15 protein-coding genes are annotated in these 20,160 nt (G+C 40.7%); 11 read left to right on the forward strand and 4 right to left on the reverse strand.

Translation table 11 applies throughout. The annotated features are described in order from the left end of the window. The 3 genes from ACTFWY_RS15290 to ACTFWY_RS15300 form a co-directional block, all read right to left on the reverse strand. The coding region (locus ACTFWY_RS15290) for a helix-turn-helix domain-containing protein (protein ID WP_142434593.1) at positions 1 to 348 on the reverse strand (348 nt) is incomplete at its 3' end. Between the two features lie 88 nt (positions 349 to 436). After that, the gene (locus ACTFWY_RS15295; protein WP_003128741.1) at positions 437 to 1,789 is read right to left on the reverse strand and encodes an Nramp family divalent metal transporter; all 1,353 of its coding nucleotides are present in this window, start codon (positions 1,787 to 1,789) and stop codon (positions 437 to 439) included. A gap of 503 nt (positions 1,790 to 2,292) precedes the next feature. Next, positions 2,293 to 4,221 (reverse strand): BglG family transcription antiterminator, encoded by a 1,929-nt coding sequence (locus ACTFWY_RS15300; RefSeq protein ID WP_005472654.1) that lies wholly within the window; start codon positions 4,219 to 4,221, stop codon positions 2,293 to 2,295. 125 nt (positions 4,222 to 4,346) lie between these two features. On the opposite strand from ACTFWY_RS15300, the gene ACTFWY_RS15305 reads away from it, so the two are divergent. From ACTFWY_RS15305 to ACTFWY_RS15320, 4 genes are read left to right on the forward strand one after another with little or no spacing between them, the layout of a single operon-like run. Continuing rightward, positions 4,347 to 4,658 carry a PTS sugar transporter subunit IIB gene (locus ACTFWY_RS15305; protein ID WP_005472652.1) on the forward strand — a complete coding sequence of 104 codons (312 nt, stop codon included), beginning with the start codon at positions 4,347 to 4,349 and terminating at the stop codon, positions 4,656 to 4,658. A gap of 22 nt (positions 4,659 to 4,680) precedes the next feature. Continuing rightward, complete coding sequence (locus ACTFWY_RS15310) at positions 4,681 to 5,913, forward strand: PTS sugar transporter subunit IIC (RefSeq protein WP_003128746.1); 1,233 nt, start codon at positions 4,681 to 4,683, stop codon at positions 5,911 to 5,913. A gap of 31 nt (positions 5,914 to 5,944) precedes the next feature. Then, positions 5,945 to 6,307 (forward strand): PTS lactose/cellobiose transporter subunit IIA, encoded by a 363-nt coding sequence (locus ACTFWY_RS15315; protein WP_003128748.1) that lies wholly within the window; start codon positions 5,945 to 5,947, stop codon positions 6,305 to 6,307. After that, positions 6,300 to 7,736: a glycoside hydrolase family 1 protein gene (locus ACTFWY_RS15320; protein WP_005472648.1), complete on the forward strand. Its 1,437-nt coding sequence runs from the start codon at positions 6,300 to 6,302 to the stop codon at positions 7,734 to 7,736. The genes ACTFWY_RS15315 and ACTFWY_RS15320 overlap by 8 nt, the downstream gene beginning before the upstream one ends. A gap of 257 nt (positions 7,737 to 7,993) precedes the next feature. Here the strand turns inward: ACTFWY_RS15320 and ACTFWY_RS15325 are convergent, their stop codons facing one another. Further along, the gene (locus tag ACTFWY_RS15325) at positions 7,994 to 10,336 is read right to left on the reverse strand and encodes an ABC transporter ATP-binding protein/permease (RefSeq protein ID WP_003128750.1); all 2,343 of its coding nucleotides are present in this window, start codon (positions 10,334 to 10,336) and stop codon (positions 7,994 to 7,996) included. A gap of 138 nt (positions 10,337 to 10,474) precedes the next feature. Between ACTFWY_RS15325 and ACTFWY_RS15330 the strand changes: the two genes are divergently transcribed. The 7 genes from ACTFWY_RS15330 (at position 10,475) to ACTFWY_RS15360 (ending at position 20,123) form a co-directional block, all read left to right on the forward strand. Further along, complete coding sequence (locus ACTFWY_RS15330) at positions 10,475 to 10,960, forward strand: MarR family winged helix-turn-helix transcriptional regulator (RefSeq protein ID WP_003128751.1); 486 nt, start codon at positions 10,475 to 10,477, stop codon at positions 10,958 to 10,960. Between the two features lie 174 nt (positions 10,961 to 11,134). Continuing rightward, positions 11,135 to 12,919 carry a glycoside hydrolase family 13 protein gene (locus tag ACTFWY_RS15335; RefSeq protein WP_003128752.1) on the forward strand — a complete coding sequence of 595 codons (1,785 nt, stop codon included), beginning with the start codon at positions 11,135 to 11,137 and terminating at the stop codon, positions 12,917 to 12,919. Positions 12,920 to 13,224: 305 nt separating this feature from the next. Next, entirely contained in the window at positions 13,225 to 14,277 is a 1,053-nt protein-coding gene (locus tag ACTFWY_RS15340) for an aspartate-semialdehyde dehydrogenase (RefSeq protein WP_005472640.1), read from the forward strand. 120 nt (positions 14,278 to 14,397) lie between these two features. After that, entirely contained in the window at positions 14,398 to 16,080 is a 1,683-nt protein-coding gene (locus ACTFWY_RS15345; protein WP_003128755.1) for a ribonuclease J, read from the forward strand. Positions 16,081 to 16,429: 349 nt separating this feature from the next. Continuing rightward, positions 16,430 to 17,872 (forward strand): MFS transporter, encoded by a 1,443-nt coding sequence (locus tag ACTFWY_RS15350; protein ID WP_003128757.1) that lies wholly within the window; start codon positions 16,430 to 16,432, stop codon positions 17,870 to 17,872. A 197-nt stretch (positions 17,873 to 18,069) separates the two neighbouring features. Next, entirely contained in the window at positions 18,070 to 18,753 is a 684-nt protein-coding gene (locus ACTFWY_RS15355; protein WP_003128759.1) for a metal-dependent hydrolase, read from the forward strand. A gap of 38 nt (positions 18,754 to 18,791) precedes the next feature. After that, positions 18,792 to 20,123, forward strand: a complete 1,332-nt coding sequence (locus ACTFWY_RS15360) for a DRTGG domain-containing protein (RefSeq protein WP_003128761.1) — start codon at positions 18,792 to 18,794, stop codon at positions 20,121 to 20,123. The last annotated feature ends 37 nt before the right edge of the window (positions 20,124 to 20,160 follow it).

Here is a 20,160-nt window from a genome sequence, read left to right on the forward strand (position 1 = left end):
CCCTTTCTCTTTTGAGAGCCCCTCAATACCTGCTTCTCTGAAATTACGCATCCAATTGGCAATAAGCGCAGGGTTGTTCATTTCTAAAGTGCTAGCAACTTCTCGATAGGACATCTCACTTGTTTGATATAACTCTAGCGTATTTAACTTAAATTGAACAGAATATTTCTGATTTTGATGCTTTCTCAATAGACCTTCCTCTCCGTATTCACGATAGACATTCACCCAATTACTTACTTGAGACTTGCTTGAAATACCGTATTTGTTGGCAAGATACCGATATCCGCCCACGCCACTAAGATATTCTTTAACGATTTTTAGTTTTAATTCAAAAGGATATTTTGCCATACAAATAACGACCCCCAAAAGTTAGATTTTTTGGTCTAACTTTTGGGGGTCGCTTCAAAAACTGCGATCGTGCGGCTTTTTTCTTTTTTTAAAAAATACCAGACATTGTTTCGATGATCAAGCGAATGTTGAGGACTGTTAATGCGATGGCGCAAATCCAGCCCAGAGAAGTGACCCACAGAGGGTTCTTGAACTTTTCGCCCATGATTTTTTTGGAACTAGTAAAGTAAACCAATGGAATCATTGAGACTGGTAATGCAATACTCAAAAAGACCTGTGAATAGATCAAAAGATTATCTAGTGCCTGTTCATTACCGCCAAAGTAGAGGGTACATAGTAAAACAGGTACGACAGAAAGGCCACGAGTGATCAATCGTCTTGCCCATGTTGGAATCTTCATATGGATGAAGCCTTCCATGACGACTTGTCCTGTCAGTGTTCCAGTGATAGTTGAGTTTTGTCCGGAAGCCAGTAATGCTACGGCAAAAAGAACACTAAGGGCTGGACTAGCCACCGCTCCCGCGATCGCTGAATTTTGTAAGGCATCATACAGCGCTGAAAAAGTACCGACTTCTTCGCTGTGACCGAAGAACAATGCGCTCCCTAAAATCAGCAACAGACAATTAACGACAAAAGCAGCCGAAAGCTGAATATTTGAATCCCATGTGGCAAAGCGAACAGCTGTAGCGACTTCTTGCGGATTCGTCCGATCAATCTTTCTTGATTGTGAAATCGACGAATGCAAATACAAATTATGGGGCATGACGGTCGCGCCAACGATCCCTAATGCCATGGTCAGCTGTCCAGGGTTCAATACTTGTTTTTGGGGAATGAAGCCTTGAACAAGTGCCGGAAGATCAGGTTGGGCAATAATCACTTCGTAAACAAAAACAAGCAGAATCACCAATATTAAGGTCATTACGATGGCTTCGATTTTTCGAAAGCCTAATTTCATCAAGAAAAGCAGTAAAAAGACATCGAAAATCGTCAAAAAGACCCCTACAACTAATGGTAGACCGAATAATAGATTCAAAGCAATTGCTCCACCGATTACTTCGGCGATATCTGTTGCCATGATCGCCAACTCGGTAATAATCCAAAGGAAAAAGCCCAGCTTTTTACTGGTGTGTTTACGGGTTGCTTGTGCGAGGTCCATATGGGTGACAATCCCTAGTTTAGCTGCCATGTATTGGAGCAACATCGCAATCAGACTTGAAATCAAGATGACGGATAGCAGGAGATAACCATATTCGGCACCACCCCCGATTGAAGTGATCCAGTTACCAGGATCCATATACCCAACCGCGACTAACGCTCCGGGACCAGAAAAAGCTAAAAGATTACGCCAAAAATTCCCATCCTTGGGAATAGCTACGGTATTGTTTATTTCTTCCAAGCTAGGTCCATTTGCTGCCTGGATCAATTTTTTTTCTTCATTCATTCTGTCACATCCTATCTTTTTAGGTGTACCTAAAAACAATCTTATTGTATTCCTTGTTTATGAATTTTTCAAGAGAAAAACTTCTGAAAGTTTGCATTAACTAAAAAAACAGATATTAGAAAAGGACAGATTTCGTTTGCCAAGGTGATTGGTGATTGTTGGATTGATCAATCCTAATCTAAAATAGGGAATGTTGCTCTACATAGAATTGATGAATGAAGGAAATCTATTTGATCCCACTTGTTTAGAAAGACCGAAAATTTTCTTAAGAAACATAAAAAAACAAGAAGCACTCAAAATTGATGATTTTGAGTGCTTCTTGACGCTGGATTGTATGTCGAGGATGAATGAACTTTTATCAGGATCTTTTTTATATTCTTATTATGTCAAAAGAACAAGAAGAGCAGCCTTTAGAATGTTAATAACCAAGTTTATTAATCAAAGAACAGCCAAGAGGCTGCCCACTATTGTGCGACGTGTATGGCTATCAATAATAAAAAGTATCATTGTTTTGTGTTGTTGCTGATAAAACACTGTGTCAGCGTGTCTACAAATTCATCGAAGGTGGTTATGGCACTTAATTTATGAATGTTTTGTTCATCTGTACAAATCATGGCCAGATCATCAAAAATTTCCCGAAACACATGACGGTTATGGTAATTGATGGAAATCAAAAAAACCAATGTGACACGATTATTTCCCCACTGGATCCCCTTTGGATTGACGGCAATCGCAACCCCCGTACGATTGGCATTCATTGTCAGTGAATGTGGAATAGCCACTGAACCAAAGGCAGTAGAAGAAAGTTGCTCCCTCTCAATTACTTGTGGATAAAAGGTCTCGTCCACGATTCCTTCTTCTTTCATTTGACCACATAATTGTTTGAGCAATTCTGCGGAGTTTTGATTTTCAGTTGTATATGAGAATCGCTTTTTATCAACAAGCGATAGAAAGGTTTTCACAAATTGTTCTTTTCGTTTTTTTTCTTTGATATCAAAGATCTTGGCGGTAATTTGTTGCCGATCTTCAAGGGTAAAAAAAGGATTAATGATCACGTATGGGGTAGCGATCACTTGCTTCAGTTTAACAGCAGACACAATCAGTTCTGTATCTACATACTGCAACTCTTTTTCACTAGTAAGAATATTCTGGATCTCAAGGTCATCAGAGAAATTTTTCTGAAGCTTTTCCATCACCTGAATATTCATGTTGTAGTAATGAGGCACTAGAATCGTGCAGTTTATTTTATTCGTACGCTGTTTTTGAATTTCTAACGCATAGCCTAAATGAAAAGCTATGTAGGCAATTTCGTCTTCACTAATCGTATAACCGATTTCTTTTTGAATGACATGAGAAACCTGGACGGCACAATCATAGATGAGCGGACATTCTTTTTTTAGTGTTTCTGTCATTGGGTTTCTACAAGAGTAGCCGTTATTGATCCGATACAGTAAATTCTTTATATGGAGGGCAAATCGAATGAAGAACTCAGGTTCATTGCCATCAATAAAGTATAATTCATCCACTTTTGCTAGAATTTTTCTTACTAAGTCAAGGCAGTTTTTGTCCGTGACCTTCTCTAACTCATCAGGTGAAATTTGAGTGAAATTCACGCTAGTTCCATTCGCTGAAATTAGGATAGCTAAATCACGAATTTCTTCTTTGGGAAAACGAATACCGTACCGTTCCGCTACTTTTTCCGCGATTTTTTCGGAAATTTTTAGTACTGTCGGATGGATTGAGTGAGGCGCTTGAGCTTCTGCTTCAGGAGACTGAAAATTTCCTTTCATACGGTCTACGGCAATTGCTAGATGAATAACTATATTTGTTAACGCATAATCATTCGTGAAAAAATCATAGTCTGAAAAAAGTTCGGCAATAATTTCCTTGATATAATCAAGGTCAAAATCTATAAAACTTTCTTGTAGCTTAGTCATATCAACGAAATGATTATCCAATTCGGATAGCAATGTCTGATGGATTAATTGTCTTTTCGCTTTTTCTGTCCCAATCAACTGTAGTGTATCTTTGGTTAGTCTGACTTCGATAGCCAGTTCAGAACATTTTTTTTTAAGTTTTTTTGCATCACTCAATAATGTGGACTCGCTGATAAATAGTTCTTCTGCTAGATCATAAACAGATAGAGCTTCCTCGGTTGAAATCAGTCGCAAAAGGAGATAAGCAGTTCGTTCAGTAGGTGTTTCAGGGACACTTGTTTCTGTGTTATTGAAAAAAGTGACCAGATTACTTGCTATCACTCGATAGCCTTTGTTTGAAGAAAGGATCAAATCAGATTCATTGTCTTGAATATCTGCGATATACGATTTTATCGTCCGTTTGGATAACCCAAATTTTTCCGCTAATTGAGTGGAGGAAACCCAATTGTCTTGCTCATTTAGATAGTGAAGAAGTTTTATATACTTTGCTTTCATTGGCTGACACCCTCTCTTTCACCACTGCAGTGCAAAAGAATATTTGTTTCACCGCTGTAGATTGACTATAGTATAACTGTAATTGATAGCGCTATCAATGAAAATTGAATTGGGGGAGAAAAATCATGAAAAAATTGAATGTTTTACTTGTGTGTGGATCTGGAGCCAGCTCAGGTTTTATGGCTGCTAATATTCGCAAAGCTGCTGCTGAAAAAGGATTGGACATAAAAATTACTGCTCGCGGTGAAAGTGAGATTGAAAACTACATTGACGACATTGATGCGTTAATGGTTGGTCCCCATCTGGCGTATATTTTGGATGAAGTAGAAGAATTTGTTGGTGATGCACCAGTGAAAGTGATTTTGATGAAGCCTGAATACTATGCCACATTAAACGGAAAACAAGCTTTGGATCACTTGTTGGAAGAGGTACAGTAGCTTTCAGAATGGAGGGAATAAAATGCAATCCTTAATTAACTGGCTGGAAAACAGCTTTACGCCCAAAATGAATAAAATCAATCATAACGTTTGGATCGTGACTCTTAAAGACTCAATCATGCAGGCTTTGCCATTAATTTTCTTAGGATCGGTCTTTTGTATGCTGGCAATTTTAAATGATTATTTTCCAAGTTTACCCAATTTCTGGACGCCATACGGATGGACGATGGGGATGATCTCACTTGTCATATCTTTTCTGATTCCTTTCAACTTGATGGAGAAAAAAAGACTGCGTAAGCAAAGAATCAATGCTGGAATGTCTGGAATCATCTTATTTTTGATTATTATTTCTCCACAAGTCATTGCTGACGGAGAACCTGGTTTTAGTCATAGTGCGCTTGGTGCAGGGGGAATGTTTATTGCAATTGTTGCAGGACTATTCGCTGGTATGGTGTTGAATTTATTTGGAAAGTTTTCTTTTTTCAGTGAGGAATCGGTGATTCCCGATTTTGTCCGCTCTTGGTTTGATGCTATGCTGCCAATCGGTATTGTTGTCCTTACCGGATGGATCTTCGTTGATCTTCTTGGCTTTGATGTCTACAATGCTGTTCTAGCCATCTTTATGCCATTACAAAGTGTGATTGAGACGCCATGGGGCTTTTCATTGATGATGTTGATTGTTTGTTTCCTCTATTCGTTGGGAATTTCAACATGGGTATTAACGCCTGTTTTAAATCCAGTTTTATTGACTGCTATTCAAGCAAATATTGACGGAAAGGCAATGAATTTAGTAACTGATCCAACTATTTATTCTGCTTATCTATGGATTGGCGGTATCGGCTGTACAATGCCTCTTGTTTTTATGTTGATGCGCTCCAAATCAAAAAAATTAAAAGCCTTGGGTACGGCTTCGGTTGCTCCGACGATTTTTAATATCAATGAACCGATTGTTTTTGGCTGTATTGCTTGGAATCCACTATTGATGGTCCCGATGTGGTTACAAGGGTTGATATTGCCATTAATTGTCTGGTTATTTACGAAAGTCATTGCTTTTGCACCTATTCCAACAGTCATGTTTCAAATGTGGTACTGTCCATTTCCGATTGCCACTTGGCTAACTACCGGAACAATTTCAGGCATTCTGCTAATGCTGATTGTTTTTGTCGTGGCGGCAGCGATTTGGTATCCATTTTTTAAAGCCTATGAAAAACAAGAATGCGAAAGAGAAGCTGCTGAAGCAACTGAAAGAGTATAGAAAGATAATTGTGAAAGAAGGTCTTAGAATGGTGAAAGAACAAATCGTTCAACATGCCATGCAGATAATTCTACATGCTGGAGATGCCAGAAAGCATTGTATGGATGCCTTGAAAGCGATTGAATCATATGATTTTGCACTGGCTGAAGTGGAAATAAAGCAAGCAAATGAGGAGATTGTACAGGCACACCGCATACAGACAGATGCAATTACGGCTGAAACATCTGGTGAAGATGGAGAGTATTCTGTGTTGTTCGCACATGCACAGGATACATTGATGACTATTTACAGTGAGATAAATATTGCTAAACGCATGCTGGCAATTTTTAAAGCCTATGATCGGCGCATTGAGCAATTGGAGAGTAGACTGGAAAGAGAGGAAGAAAATGACTAAAATACCTGAAGGTTTTCCAAAAGATTTTTTATGGGGCGGTGCTATTGCAGCTAATCAAGCTGAAGGTGCGTGGGATGTAGACGGAAAAGGCTGGTGTGTGGCAGATATTAATGAGTTTCTTCCAGATGTTGACTTAGAAAAGAAATCTAATATGGAAATAACGACAGCTTATATCAAAGAAGCAATGAACAGTACAGAGCGAATTTTTCCAAAACGGTGGGGAATTGATTTCTATCACACGTATAAAGATGACTTGAAATTGCTTGCTGAATTAGGGCTAAAAACATTTCGGACTTCTATCAACTGGGCAAGAATTTTTCCAAACGGAGATGAGTTGGAGCCGAATGAAGCGGGTTTGCAGTTTTATGACGATTTATTTGATGAAATAATAAAAAATGGTATGGAACCAATGATCACAATGTCTCACTATGAAATGCCACTTCATTTGACAACTTCGTATAAAGGCTGGTATTCAAGAGAAGTTATTGATTTCTTTGTCCGTTATGGTCAAGTTCTGCTAGATCGCTATCATGACAAAGTAAAGAAGTGGATAGTGGTTAATCAAATCAATTTAATTGTCCATGAATCGTTCAATCATCTTGGAATTCCTGAGGATGCAGTAGAGGATTTGCTTTCTGCTAAATATCAAGGAGTACACAATGAAATGGTTGCTAGTGCATTGATTACAAAATATGCGCATGCACATTATCCAGATAATGAGATCGGCATGATGCTTTGTGGCGGTCCATCTTATGCCGCATCTAGCAAGGCGGAAGATGTTCTAGCTGCATTAAAATTAAATCAAATGGAGTATTTCTTTGCAGACGTCTTACTTCGCGGCCGCTATCCTGGTTATGCTTTCCGTTACTTTGATGATAAAGGCATTCATGTAACTTTTGGAGAAGATGACGAAGAAGCACTGAAGCATACGGCAGACTTTATGTCTTTTTCTTACTACTATACACAAATATGCGATCAAGACTCTTACGATAAGGATTTAGGACCACACAGAAATAAGGAACTACCAGCAAATCCTTGGGGGTGGACAATTGATCCCATTGGCTTGAGAATTCTTTTAAATGAGTTTTATGATCGCTATCAGTGTCCAATTTATATCACTGAAAATGGGATTGGCTATTTTGATAAATTGGAAAATGGGAGCATTCATGATTCCTATCGTATAGAGTATTATCGAGATCATATTCGAGCCATGAAAGAAGCAATCAAAGATGGTGTGGATCTGCGCGGTTACTATGCTTGGGGACCCATTGATATAGTCAGCTGTTCGTCTAGTGAAATGAGCAAACGCTATGGATTTATTTATGTAGATAGTGATGATTATGGAAAAGGCAGTGGCGAAAGAATCAAAAAAGATAGCTTTGCTTGGTATCAAAGAGTTATCCGCAGTAATGGAGAAATCATTGACTAAGATTAAAGAGAGTTAAAGAGAATAGAAGATAAGTGCTGGCTGCTCTAGCTGAATGCTTTCTTTTAGTGGAAGCAGACCATCCACAAACTCAAAGGAGCAGTCCTCTATAACCCGGATTTTCAGGTTACAAAAGAGCTTATCGCAGGCATAAAACAAAAAGTACTCGAAAATGACTTTTCGAGTACTTTTTGTTTTGCTGAGAGCACCATTAACTGACAGCTGCAATGCTCTCTTTAGCTGTGACTAGTTAGAAAGAATTAATCTGCCCGCAAAGCGATCGCAGCATCTTTTTTTGCTGCCATCCGTGCTGGGATATGGCCGCCGATCATGGTTAGGATCGTGCTGACCAGAATTAAGATCAATCCATGGACTGGATTCAGTTGTGCAACATTTTCCAGATCAGTCATATTGTATAAGACCGCGTTGATTGGGAAAGTAGCTAACCAAGCAATCAAGACACCTAATGCACCAGAAGCAATCCCAAGGATACATGTTTCAGCATCGAAGACACGAGTGATATCTTTTTTACGCGCACCTAAAGCTTTTAGGACGCCGATTTCTTTCGTACGTTCCAAAACTGAAGTATAGGTGATGATACCGATCATAATCATGCTCGTCACTAATGAGATAGCGGCAAAAGCAATCAGAACATAAGTGATGGCATCCATCAAGCCGCCGGTCAATTGCGTCATGGTTCCAGCTAAATCAGAATAAACGATTTGATCTTTACGATCTTTGCCTTTGTTGTAAGCATCAAGATAGTCCAAGATTTTTTCTTTGGAACTAAAATCATTTGGATAGATCATAATACTGTTTGGCAAGTCGCTGCCACCTAAGTAATCGATTAGAGAATCGCGCGTGCTAGCATCGATTTTTTCGTTGGTCATAACATTGATATCACTGTCTTTTTGGGCTTTGACGATTGCCGAGTTTTTGTTTTCTTTGATAACTTCTTGGGCTAATGCATCGCTATAAGCGATCCCGGTAGAAAGCAAATTCATCGTAGATTTTTCTTTGATACGTAAAATCCCGCTGATTTTTAATTCTTTATTTGCACTGTTGTCATAAACAGCTGTTAAATCTTGATTTGGGATAAAGTTCCCAGTTGGCAATTCAGTATAAAAGGCATCGTTAAGTGCCAACTTGACTGTTGTTCCTACGATATCATCGAAAGACACTTTATCGCCGTCTTTGATATCAAATCCTAAGTTGATCAATGCGTTGACGTTCGTCACGTTGTTCTCGTCAACGATCAGTACAACGTCATTTGCTGATGCAGGATATTCTCCCTGCAGCAAATCATAGTTGTCTTTCAGGAAGTTGCCGTTTTCCTCAGATAGTTGTTCTGGGAAGGTTGAAACGCCGATTCCCGTCGAAGCACTCATTGCGGACATCATGGCATTTGTCTGCTCGTTATCAGCTGAAGCATTTGAAAAGCTGACTTGTTCTACTTTATCATCGACCTTACGCAGTAAGTTCAACGAAGTCGAACGAGTGTAGCCAATGTTGTTGCTTAACTCAGGATCAATTTTATTGAGATAGTCAAGAAAGTCCTGATCAATATTATTGATATGGGTTGCCCGGTCAGCGTCACTCAGTTTTGCGGTCACTTCTTTAGTGGACGGGAAATTCTCTTCTTTAGTACGAGTACTGATTGCAGAAGGGTCTTGTTCCGTCGTTACTTTAGAGATCGTGATCGGGAAACGGGCCAATGTTTCAGACTGTGTATTATCGATTTGCTTTTGGAATCCGGTCGATAAAGACAAGACGATGGCAATGCCGATGATCCCAATGCTTGAAGCAAATGCCGTTAAGAAAGTTCTGCCTTTTTTTGTCCGGATATTATTGAAAGAAAGACGCAATGCAGTGAGGAAACTCATCTTCGTGTGCTTTAATTCAAATTGATCTTTCTTTTGTTCTTCAATATGCGGGTTAGAATCTTTTAAGATTCGACCATCCTTGAACTCAATGATTCGATCCGCATACTGATTCGCTAGTTCCGGGTTATGGGTAACCATGATTACGAGCTTTTCATTGGAAAGCTCTTGGATCAGCTTCATGATTTGGACGCTAGTCTCTGAATCCAACGCACCCGTCGGTTCATCACAAAGCAGAATATCTGGGTCGTTGGCTAATGCTCGGGCAATCGCTACCCGCTGCATTTGCCCACCAGAAAGTTGATTTGGCTTTTTGTGCATATGGTCCGCAAGACCAACCCGTGTCAGCGCATCTTCGGCTTTCGCTCGTTTGACTTCTTTTGAAACACCGCTTAGTGTCATTCCTAGCTCAACGTTATCAATAATCCCCAAATGACTGATTAAATTGTAACTTTGGAACACAAAACCGATCGAATTGTTCCGATAGGCATCCCAATCACGGTCCTTGAAAGATTTGGTCGATTTTCCATTAATGACCATGTCTCCAGAGTCGTAGTTGTCTAATCCACCGATCACATTTAGCATGGTGGTTTTTCCAGAGCCGCTTGGTCCCAAAATGGCTACAAACTCTTGTTTTCGGAAAGCAACCGAGACACCGTCCAATGCTTTGGTGGTACTTGATCCTACTTTATAATACTTCTTGATATCTTTTAATTCTAGCATGCTGTCACTCTTTTCTTGCCATTTTCATGTTTTTTTCATCCTGTTTAAAAGCTATCATAACAGTTAACAAAAATCAACAATCGTTATTGTTTTGCAGAAGTTCTTATACTAAACTATAGAGAAGAAAAGAGGGAGAAAATGACAAAAGCGATAGAGAAGTTTGATATATCAGTATTTGCAGAAGTTTTCTCACTACTGGGAAACCTTTTGTTTGAAGAAGTTGGGTTTGAAGATTTAAAATTGACAAAGATGGAAATACTTGAATTGGTTATCATCGCAGCTAATGAAGGGATGACGATGTCGGAATTAGCAAGACAAATCGGCACATCGAAGGTCCAGATTAGTCGTTCGATTGCTGGATTGGAAAAAGCTGGGTTTGTCATTCGCAAAACCAATGAAACGAATCGGCGCAGCGTCAATGTCTTTATGTGTGAAGCGGGAAGAGAATTGTTTAGTCGCAAAAAACAACAAATTGAGGATCGCTTGAATGAGAAGGTTTCGGCAATGCGCCCTTCGGATTTTACAGAGCTTTATCAGGCGCTGACTACAGTGATTGGTTTGTTGCGGAAGTATGACATTTTAAAAGAACACGCTTGCTCGAACAATTCTAAACCAAGTAAATGATCCCCAATTTATAGCAATGCAAACGATTGCTTCGTTTGTGTTATTTGATGTTTCTATTATATTTCTCGCCCTTTTGTAAAAAGAAGAGGATAAAGCAATCGATTGCATATTTTGCTTGTATTCTCTTCTTGTGTGTGGGAAAATAGAGGCAACAAATAATTAAAGGAGTCTGCTATGAATACTACTGCTATTTATCATCGTCCAGAAAGTGAATTTGCTTATTTATTTGAAAAAGACAAAATGCACATTCGGCTGCGCACAGCTCGTCAAGATGTGCGTCACGTGCAATTATTATGCGGGGATCCGTATACCTTATACAAAGAAGCTTGGTACCAACGAAGGATCGAAATGGATAAAATCTTGTCTACGGACTTGCATGATTATTGGCAAGTGACTGTAAGTGCAGAATTTCGCCGATTGTCTTACGGCTTCTCAATTGAAAGTTTTGACGGTCTCCATGTTTTTTATGGGGATCATGGGGTCTATCCTTTTGAAGAGCAATACTTAGAAATGAACAACAATTATTTCCGGATGCCTTACTTTCAAGAAGCGGATCGGTTCAAAGTGCCGGAATGGGTCAAAGAAACCGTCTGGTATCAAATTTTTCCGGAGCGCTTTGCCAATGGCGATCCATCGAATGATCCTGAAGGCACATTGCCCTGGGGGTCCAAAAATCCTGATCGGCAAGATTTTTTTGGTGGAGATTTACAAGGTGTGATCGACCATCTGGATTATCTCGTTTCGCTAGGGATCAATGGGATATATTTCTGTCCGATTTTTGAAGCCTACTCCAACCACAAATACGATACCATCGACTATTTAGCGATTGATCCGGCATTTGGGGATAACGAGACCTTTAAACGGTTGGTGGAGGAATGTCATAAACGAGGAATCAAGGTCATGCTTGACGCAGTTTTCAATCACATAGGAGATACTTCCCACCAATGGCTCGATGTCATTAAGAATGGTGCAGATTCTCCCTTTGCCGATTGGTTCCATATCAATGAATTCCCTGTCAATTATAAAGAAGGCGAAGATTTTGAAGATGCTTATGATATCACGTATGATGTGTTTGCATTTACCCCGCATATGCCGAAGCTGAATACAGAGAATCCGGATGTTCAAGACTATCTCCTGAAAATTGCTCGTTACTGGATCGAAGAATTTGATATCGATGCTTGGCGCTTGGATGTAGCCAATGAGGTGAGCCATAATTTCTGGAAGAAATTTCGTCAGGTCTGTGATGAAGCCAAAGACGATTTTTATATTTTAGGAGAGATATGGCATTCTTCTCAAAGATGGCTCCAAGGGGACGAATTCCATGCAGTCATGAACTATGCTTTTACAGATGCAATCATTGAATACTTCGTCAAAGGCGAAATATCAATGACAAAGATGGTCTCGGAACTAAATAATCAATTGATGCTTTATCGGGACCAGACAAATCAAGTCCAATTCAATATTTTGGATTCTCACGATACGCCGCGTCTATTGACATTGGCACGAGGCGATAAGGACCTGATGCGGCAGGTGATGGCTTTTACCTACTTGCAGCAAGGGGTTCCCTGCCTGTATTATGGCGATGAAATCGGCTTGACCGGGGATATGGATCCGGATTGCCGGAAATGTATGGTTTGGGAAGAAGAAAAACAAGACCGCGATTTGTTGCGCTTCACAACTGATTTGATTCATTTGCGCAAGAGTCATCAAAAAATCCTTTCAGAGGGCTCTTTGAATTGGAACGTGATTTCTGAAGAAGAAGGATTGATCATTTTTGAGCGGGAATTAGGTGCGCAACGAATCATTGGAATCTTTAATACCGGGGAAGACCAACTCACATTGTCTTGCCCAGAGGAAATTTTATTAGATCAGTTTATGCAGATCGAAGATGAGACAATGATCATTGATAATAAAGGATTTGTCATTGCAAAAATCAACAATGAAATCAGCAATAATTAAAAAATAAAATGAGGCAAGATCTGTTAAAACAGGTCTTGCCTCATTTAGGCTGATTGGGTTTTATTTCCCCATGCACGTTGGAAAGAATCTTCCCCAAAATTCTTTCTACTAATATTATAGCCTATAACCCGTAGATGTGACAAATAATAACAGTCGAAAAATAACCCTTTTTTGAAAAAAAGCGAAAGAAGAGGGAATTTTCAGATTTTTTCTTTTTCTTTCTGAGAATGCTTATGTAAGGTCTTTTCTTTTTGCTTAAATATGATAAACTAGTAAAAATGTATTTTTATTCGAGGAGTGATCAAATGGATAGAGGGTACCGGGTAGCTGTTGTTGGTGCGACTGGCGCAGTTGGAACAAAAATGATTGAGATGTTAGAAAAGACTACATTGCCGATCAAGGAATTGATTCTATTGGCTTCAAAGCGATCAGCTGGGAAAACCTGTGTCTTCAAAGGAGCCACTTTGGTCATTCAAGAATTAACTACGACCTCATTTATTGGAGTAGATTTGGCTTTATTTAGTGCTGGCGGCAGTATCTCCAAGCAATTTGCCCCAGAAGCGGTTAAAAGCGGTGCGGTCGTAATCGACAATACGAGCTACTTCCGAATGGATCCGAATGTCCCTTTAGTGGTTCCCGAAGTAAATGCTCATGCTTTAGCAAAACACCAAGGGATTATCGCAAACCCAAATTGTTCAACGATTCAGATGATGGTGGCATTAGAACCGATTCGGCAACACGCAGGTTTATCGCGGATCATTGTTTCGACGTATCAAGCTGTTTCAGGTGCCGGTGCTAAGGCAATGGCAGAATTGACACGGGAATCTCAAGCTTACTTGTCAGGAACACCAGCTGATCAGTTGGCACCAGAGATCATGCCAGCGGGCGGTGACAAGAAACACTATCCCATCGCATTCAATGCCTTGCCGCAGATCGATGTTTTTGCGGAAGATGATTACACCTATGAAGAGTGGAAAATGATTAATGAAACCAAAAAGATCATGGAAGACTCAGCGATCCAAGTAGCGGCTACTTGTGTTCGGATCCCAGTCTTTAGCGGGCACTCAGAATCTATTTATATCGAAACAAAACAACCTGCGGAATTGACTGCAGTCAAAGAGTGGATCAAAGCAGCTCCCGGAGCAGTTCTGCAAGACGATCCAAGTCAGCAGATTTATCCACAAGCACTGACGAGTGTCGGTAAGACAGAGACCTTCGTCGGTCGGATTCGAAAAGATTTAGATGTAGCGAATGGTCTGCACCTTTGGGTGGTAGCGGACAACTTGCTGAAAGGTGCTGCCTGGAACTCTATCCAAATCGCAGAATCGCTGCATGAACAGTCTCTAGTTCGAGTGTAAATCATAAGTTTTTCAGAAAAGTGTAGCGAATGCCACGCTTTTCTTTTTTTTGTTGTATAATGAAAGAGACGGCTTAGGCTAGGGAAATAAATAGTGTAAAAAAATCAAGAGGTGAATAGATTGGAAACTATCAAAATCATTCCTCTCGGTGGTGTACGTGAAAACGGAAAAAATATGTACATTGCTGAAGTTGGAGAGGATATATTTGTTCTGGATTGCGGTGTCCGTTATCCAGAAAACGAGTTATTGGGAATCGATACGGTCATTCCTGATTTCACGTATCTAGAAGAAAACGCAGATCGCGTAGCGGGGGTCTTTTTGACTCATGGACATGCCGACGCCATTGGGGCGCTGCCCTATTTCTTGGAGAATGTTCCAGTTCCGGTGTTTGGAACAGAGCTAACGATCGAATTGGCAAAATTGACCGTAGCAAAAAACGAAGCAACAAAGAAATTCAAAGATTTCCATATCATTGATGAACATTCAGAAATCGATTTTGGTCATGCAACCATCAGCTTTTTCCGGACAACGCATTCGATTCCTGATTCTGTCGGAATCAGCGTCAAAACCAGCGCTGGAAATATCGTCTATACAGGGGATTTCAAATTTGATCAAACAGCTATCCCAATGTATCAAACGGATTTCGGACGTTTGGCAGAGATCGGTAAAGAAGGCGTTCTGGCATTGCTGAGCACCTCAACAAATGCAGAAAACCCAGCACCGATTGCTTCTGAATTGACGATTCAAGATGAAGTGTTTGACAACATTCGCTATTGGGAAGGTCGGATCATTGTGGCAAGTGTAGCCAGCAATCTGCAGAGGGTTCAACAAGTGCTGGATGCAGCATATCGTTCCGGACGAAAAGTAGTTTTGACTGGTCAGGACTTTGGACGGATCATCCGCACTGCGATGAAGTTGGGTAAACTAAAATTACCAGCAGAGGATTTGCTGATCACCCAAAAAGAAATGAAAAAGTATGCCAATGAGCAATTGCTTATTCTAGAGACTGGCCGTATGGGTGAACCGATCAAAGCATTGCAGAAAATGGCGAACGGAACACATCGTACATTACGGATTCAAGAAGGGGATCTCGTTTATATTACGACGACGCCTACGACAGCTATGGAAACGGTCGTTGCCAAAACGGAAGATATCATTTACCGAGCGGGTGGAACCGTGAAGCAAATTTCAGATAATTTTCGTGTTTCCGGTCATGCGAATCCGAATGATCTGCAATTGATGCTGAATTTAATGAAGCCAACGTATTTCCTACCAATCCAAGGAGAATATCGTCAGTTGGCAGCACATGTGGACTTGGCTCATGAAGTGGGCATTCCGTTGAAGAATATTTTCATTACCGCACGCGGGGATGTTTTAGAATACAAAAAAGGCGAAATGCATTCAGCTGGTGCTGTACCAGCTGAGAATGTCATGATCGATGGGATCGGTGTCGGTGATATCGGCAATATTGTTTTACGCGATCGTAAAGTCTTATCTGAAGACGGTATTTTCGTCGCAGTCGTAACGATCAACCGTCGCGAAAAGAAAATCATTGCAGCACCGCAAATCACTTCCCGTGGCTTTGTTTATGTCAAAGCAAGTCGTGATTTGATTCGGGAAAGTGGTGAGATCGTTGCAGAGATCGTTGAAAAACATTTGCATGATGAAGAGTTTGAATGGAGTAAATTGAAACAAGACATTCGAGATCGCTTAAGCCGCTTCTTGTTTGAACAGACAAAACGCCGACCAGTGATCTTGCCTGTGATCATGGAATCCAGTCAAAGAAATCGATCACGCAAATAAAACATCCAGAAAACTAGGACGCCAGCTACAAACGTCCTAGTTTTTGCTTTGATTTTTGTGGTGTCTCTTTAGATACATAGCGCAGAAATACGAGAACATTGTCCGATCGATAATATCTAGGTCTTCATTGACAGGGTGTTGTCTAAAGCAAGTGTTCCAATAACCAAACATTGAAATTGCTCCTGTTTTCCGGTGCGGATTGGTGGGGTCTCTCAAGGCGTGTCAGTTATTTTTGTTAGTCTGGCTAATTTGACTTGTCCGAATGCTGGAGTGATGTCTGGATAAAAAACAATTCCACGAAGAAACTCGTGTTAAAAGAAAATTGATTGGATCGAAAGGATGGTTTTGAGTGAAAAGTTATCAAGAAGATACGCTTGTCCAGCAGAGAAAATGGTGGATCTTGATTGCTGTTGCGATGTTCACGTTTATGTCTACATTAGACGGCAGCATCGTGAATATTGCGTTGCCGACGATATCGGCAAATATGTCCGTACCCATGAACCAAGCGGAATGGGTCGTGTCGGTTTATTTGATGGTGGTTTGTGCTTGTTTGTTGCTATTTGGTAAGATTGGCGATAGTTGGGGGAAAATCAAGGTCTTTCGTCTCGGCATGTTGATTTTTACCATCGGTTCTTTATTGTGCGGGTTCAACCATTCGTTGGCTTTTTTGCTCTTTGCACGAGTCGTCCAAGCGATCGGTGCAAGTATGACGATGGCAACAAATACTGGAATCATTACGGAAGTATTTCCTATTAGTGAGCGAGGACGGGCACTGGGGATGATCGGCGCTTTCGTGTCGCTAGGATCAATTGCTGGTCCAGGACTAGGCGGGATCATATTGTCTCATTTTTCATGGCCTTATATTTTTTGGATCAATGTTCCTGTCGGAATTCTGACTATGATTGCCGGGGAGAAAATTTTACCCAAAGATATCACCATGAGCCGCAACTCCATCGATAAAAGTGGATTTGGTCTATTCTCTGTGGCGATCTTGACCTTTTTCGGTGGAATTTTCATCGGTCAGGAGCAAGGCTTCTTGACATGGTTGCCATTAGTATTGATTTTCGTTGCAATCATTGCTTTTATTGCTTTTATTCAAGTAGAAAAACGGGTGGCGATGCCGCTGATTACTTTCAGCATTTTCCGAAATAAAATTTTTACGTTAAGTTTGTTTACGGCACTTCTGATCTTTTCTGCTAATTTTTTTGTTAATGTCGTGATTCCATTTTATCTGCAAAATGCCCGTGGGTTGACTCCAAGTGTAGCCGGGATGTTGATGATGGTCTTTCCTTTGATGATGGTTATCGGATCGCCTATCAGCGGTTATTTGACAGACCAAGTCGGTCCAGAAATCTTGGTGTTGATTGGCTTGGCCTTACTATCGATTACCCAACTGATGTACATGTTTATGAACCAGCATACACCTATTTGGTATTATGTGGTGGCTACAGCAATCATGGGATTAGGAAATTCCTTGTTCCAATCGCCGAATAATACCATGGTCATGAGCAGCGTGACCAAAGAAAATTTGGGAGTGGCCGGTAGCTTGAACTCTTTTGCTCGTAATCTAGGCATGGTGCTAGGGATTGCAATGTCCACAACGATTCTATATTCTGCGATGAGCAGTGCCTATGGTCAGCATGTGACGACATATATCAATGGACGACCAGATATCTTCAATTATGGAATGAAAGTTACTTTCTTCGGTGCGTTTCTTTTATGTGCTGTGGCCCTATTGATGACTATGTGGCGTATCAAAAAACAAGGTGGCTTCCAGAAACATTCTCTGTAAGCTGCGAACCTAAAAAAACTGTTCTAGTTCTTTTTTCTGAAGACTAGAACAGTTTTTTTGTGATTTCTTGACTAAGAGAAGAATAACGTCATGAATGAAATGGATACACCGAATTGATTGTTTGGAATTTTGTATTAGTCTGTTATAATAGAAAATATTAGTCTGTATTACTTATGAATAGGAAAGGGGTAATTGTTGTGAAGATTACTTTTCATGGACACGCGGTTCTTTCGATCGAGTTGGAAGATGGACAAAAGTTGTTGTTTGACCCTTTTATAAATGGAAACGCTATGACTGATCTGGATGCAGAAACAGTTGATCCAGACTGGCTGCTGATCACTCATGGGCACAGCGACCATGTAGGAGATATGGTGGCGATTGCCAAACGTACAGAAGCACCTATTATCAGTGTAGTGGAAGTTTGTCAGTATGCAACAAGTAAGGGAGTAACGAAGACTCACGGTATGAATATCGGCGGCTCATATACTTTTCCCTTTGGCAAGGTACGGTTCGTTCAAGCTCAGCACAGTTCCGGTCTGGAAGAAGACGGCAAGATGATCTATATGGGAAACCCAGCGGGAATCATTTTAGAAGCGGAAGGCAAAACAATATATCACGCGGGGGATACAGCCCTCTTTGGTGATATGGCACTGATTGGCGAACAATTTGCGATCGATGTGGCTTTCTTGCCGATTGGTGATAACTTCACTATGGGACCTAAAGATGCAGCCGCAGCTGCCCACTTATTGAAAGCAAAAAAAGTTGTACCAGTTCACTACAACACATTCCCACTGATCAAACAAGATCCCGCCGCTTTTATCGACTTGCTGCCTGAGGGAGTAGGCACCGTTTTGGCTGTGGGAGAATCGATTGATTGTTGACCGTCTGATTGACGGATTTTATTAACTAGGAGAAAATTATGGCGACGAAACATGACTTGATTTTAGCGCATATCGAAAGTTTGCCGGTAGGAGACCGTATTTCAGTACGGGGAATCGCAAAGGATTTAGGTGTCAGTGAAGGAACCGCCTATCGGGCAATCAAAGATGCAGAAAATATCGGTCTGGTCTCTACCATTCAACGGGTAGGAACCATTAGGATCGAGCGTAAGTTAAAAAAACATATTGAAAAATTGACCTTTGGAGAAGTCGTACAAATCATTGAAGGAGAGGTTCTAGGAGGCGCAGCCGGTCTAGATAAGGACTTGAATAAGTTTGTTATCGGTGCGATGAAAGAATCAGCAATGGAACGATATATCACCCCGGGATCGCTCGTGATCGTAGGGAATCGAAATGAAGTTCACCAATTAGCATTAGAAGATGGTGCTGCTGTCTTGATCACTGGTGGGTTTGAAACATCAGAAGAAAACTGTCGTTTGGCCGATAAGCTGGAACTGCCAATATTGCAGACGACTTATGATACGTTTACCGTTGCAACGATGATCAACCGGGCATTGAGTGACCAGCTGATCAAAAAAGATATTATGCTCGTTAGCGATATCTATATGCCGCTGGAAAAAACAAAGTATCTGCATACGTTTGACACTGTCAAAGACTATAAACGTCTTTCAGAAGAAACCAATCATTCTCGCTATCCGGTAGTTAACAAGAACATGCGCGTGGTTGGGATCATTACGGCAAAAGATGTTTTGGAAAAACCCGATACGCAAATCATTGAACGAATCATGACTCGTGAACCGCGAGTCGTGAAAAAAGAGATGAGTGTTGCTTCTGCCAGTCATCAAATGATTTGGGATGGCTTGGAAGTGATGCCAGTAGTAGCAGATGACTTATCTTTGATCGGAATCGTGACTCGGCAAGACATTATGAAGGCGATGCAACTAGTCCAAAGACAGACCCAGATTTCCGATACGATCTCTGATCAGATTTCTGGTCAGATCCAAATCATTGAACAAGATTTTGAAGGCAATAAATTGGCACAGCCAAACTTTCGTTTCGCTGTGACTCCACAAATGGTCAATGAAGTAGGAACGATTTCTTTTGGTGTGCTCAGTGAAGTGATCGCCAATGCTGCCAAACGAACGATGCAAGTCAATCAGCGGCGAAACAGCTGGATCGAACAAGTGAATCTACACTATTTCCGCTTGATCCAATTAGAAAGTGAGATCATTATTCAGCCCAAAATTTTGGAGCTGGGGCGCCGATCTGCTAAGATCGATATTGAAGTCTATATCGAAAATTCCATGGTAGCTAAAGCAATTGTCGTCTGCCAAGTAATGGAGCGCCCTTAATTCGAACAGCAGTCATCAGATAAATGCTTAGAAAATG

The sequence above is a fragment of the Enterococcus sp. 125944 genome, from assembly GCF_051909435.1.
Lineage (GTDB): Bacteria > Bacillota > Bacilli > Lactobacillales > Enterococcaceae > Enterococcus_D > Enterococcus_D gallinarum.

Bases quoted from the DNA above. Each gene is read 5' to 3' on its own strand.
- ACTFWY_RS15300 (WP_005472654.1), bottom strand. From the start codon at position 4,221: ATGAAAGCAAAGTATATAAAACTTCTTCACTATCTAAATGAGCAAGAC.
- ACTFWY_RS15340 (WP_005472640.1), top strand. From the start codon at position 13,225: ATGGATAGAGGGTACCGGGTAGCTGTTGTTGGTGCGACTGGCGCAGTT.
- ACTFWY_RS15325 (WP_003128750.1), bottom strand. From the start codon at position 10,336: ATGCTAGAATTAAAAGATATCAAGAAGTATTATAAAGTAGGATCAAGT.
- ACTFWY_RS15295 (WP_003128741.1), bottom strand. From the start codon at position 1,789: ATGAATGAAGAAAAAAAATTGATCCAGGCAGCAAATGGACCTAGCTTG.
- ACTFWY_RS15360 (WP_003128761.1), top strand. From the start codon at position 18,792: ATGGCGACGAAACATGACTTGATTTTAGCGCATATCGAAAGTTTGCCG.
- ACTFWY_RS15305 (WP_005472652.1), top strand. From the start codon at position 4,347: ATGAAAAAATTGAATGTTTTACTTGTGTGTGGATCTGGAGCCAGCTCA.
- ACTFWY_RS15320 (WP_005472648.1), top strand. From the start codon at position 6,300: ATGACTAAAATACCTGAAGGTTTTCCAAAAGATTTTTTATGGGGCGGT.
- ACTFWY_RS15335 (WP_003128752.1), top strand. From the start codon at position 11,135: ATGAATACTACTGCTATTTATCATCGTCCAGAAAGTGAATTTGCTTAT.
- ACTFWY_RS15310 (WP_003128746.1), top strand. From the start codon at position 4,681: ATGCAATCCTTAATTAACTGGCTGGAAAACAGCTTTACGCCCAAAATG.
- ACTFWY_RS15330 (WP_003128751.1), top strand. From the start codon at position 10,475: ATGACAAAAGCGATAGAGAAGTTTGATATATCAGTATTTGCAGAAGTT.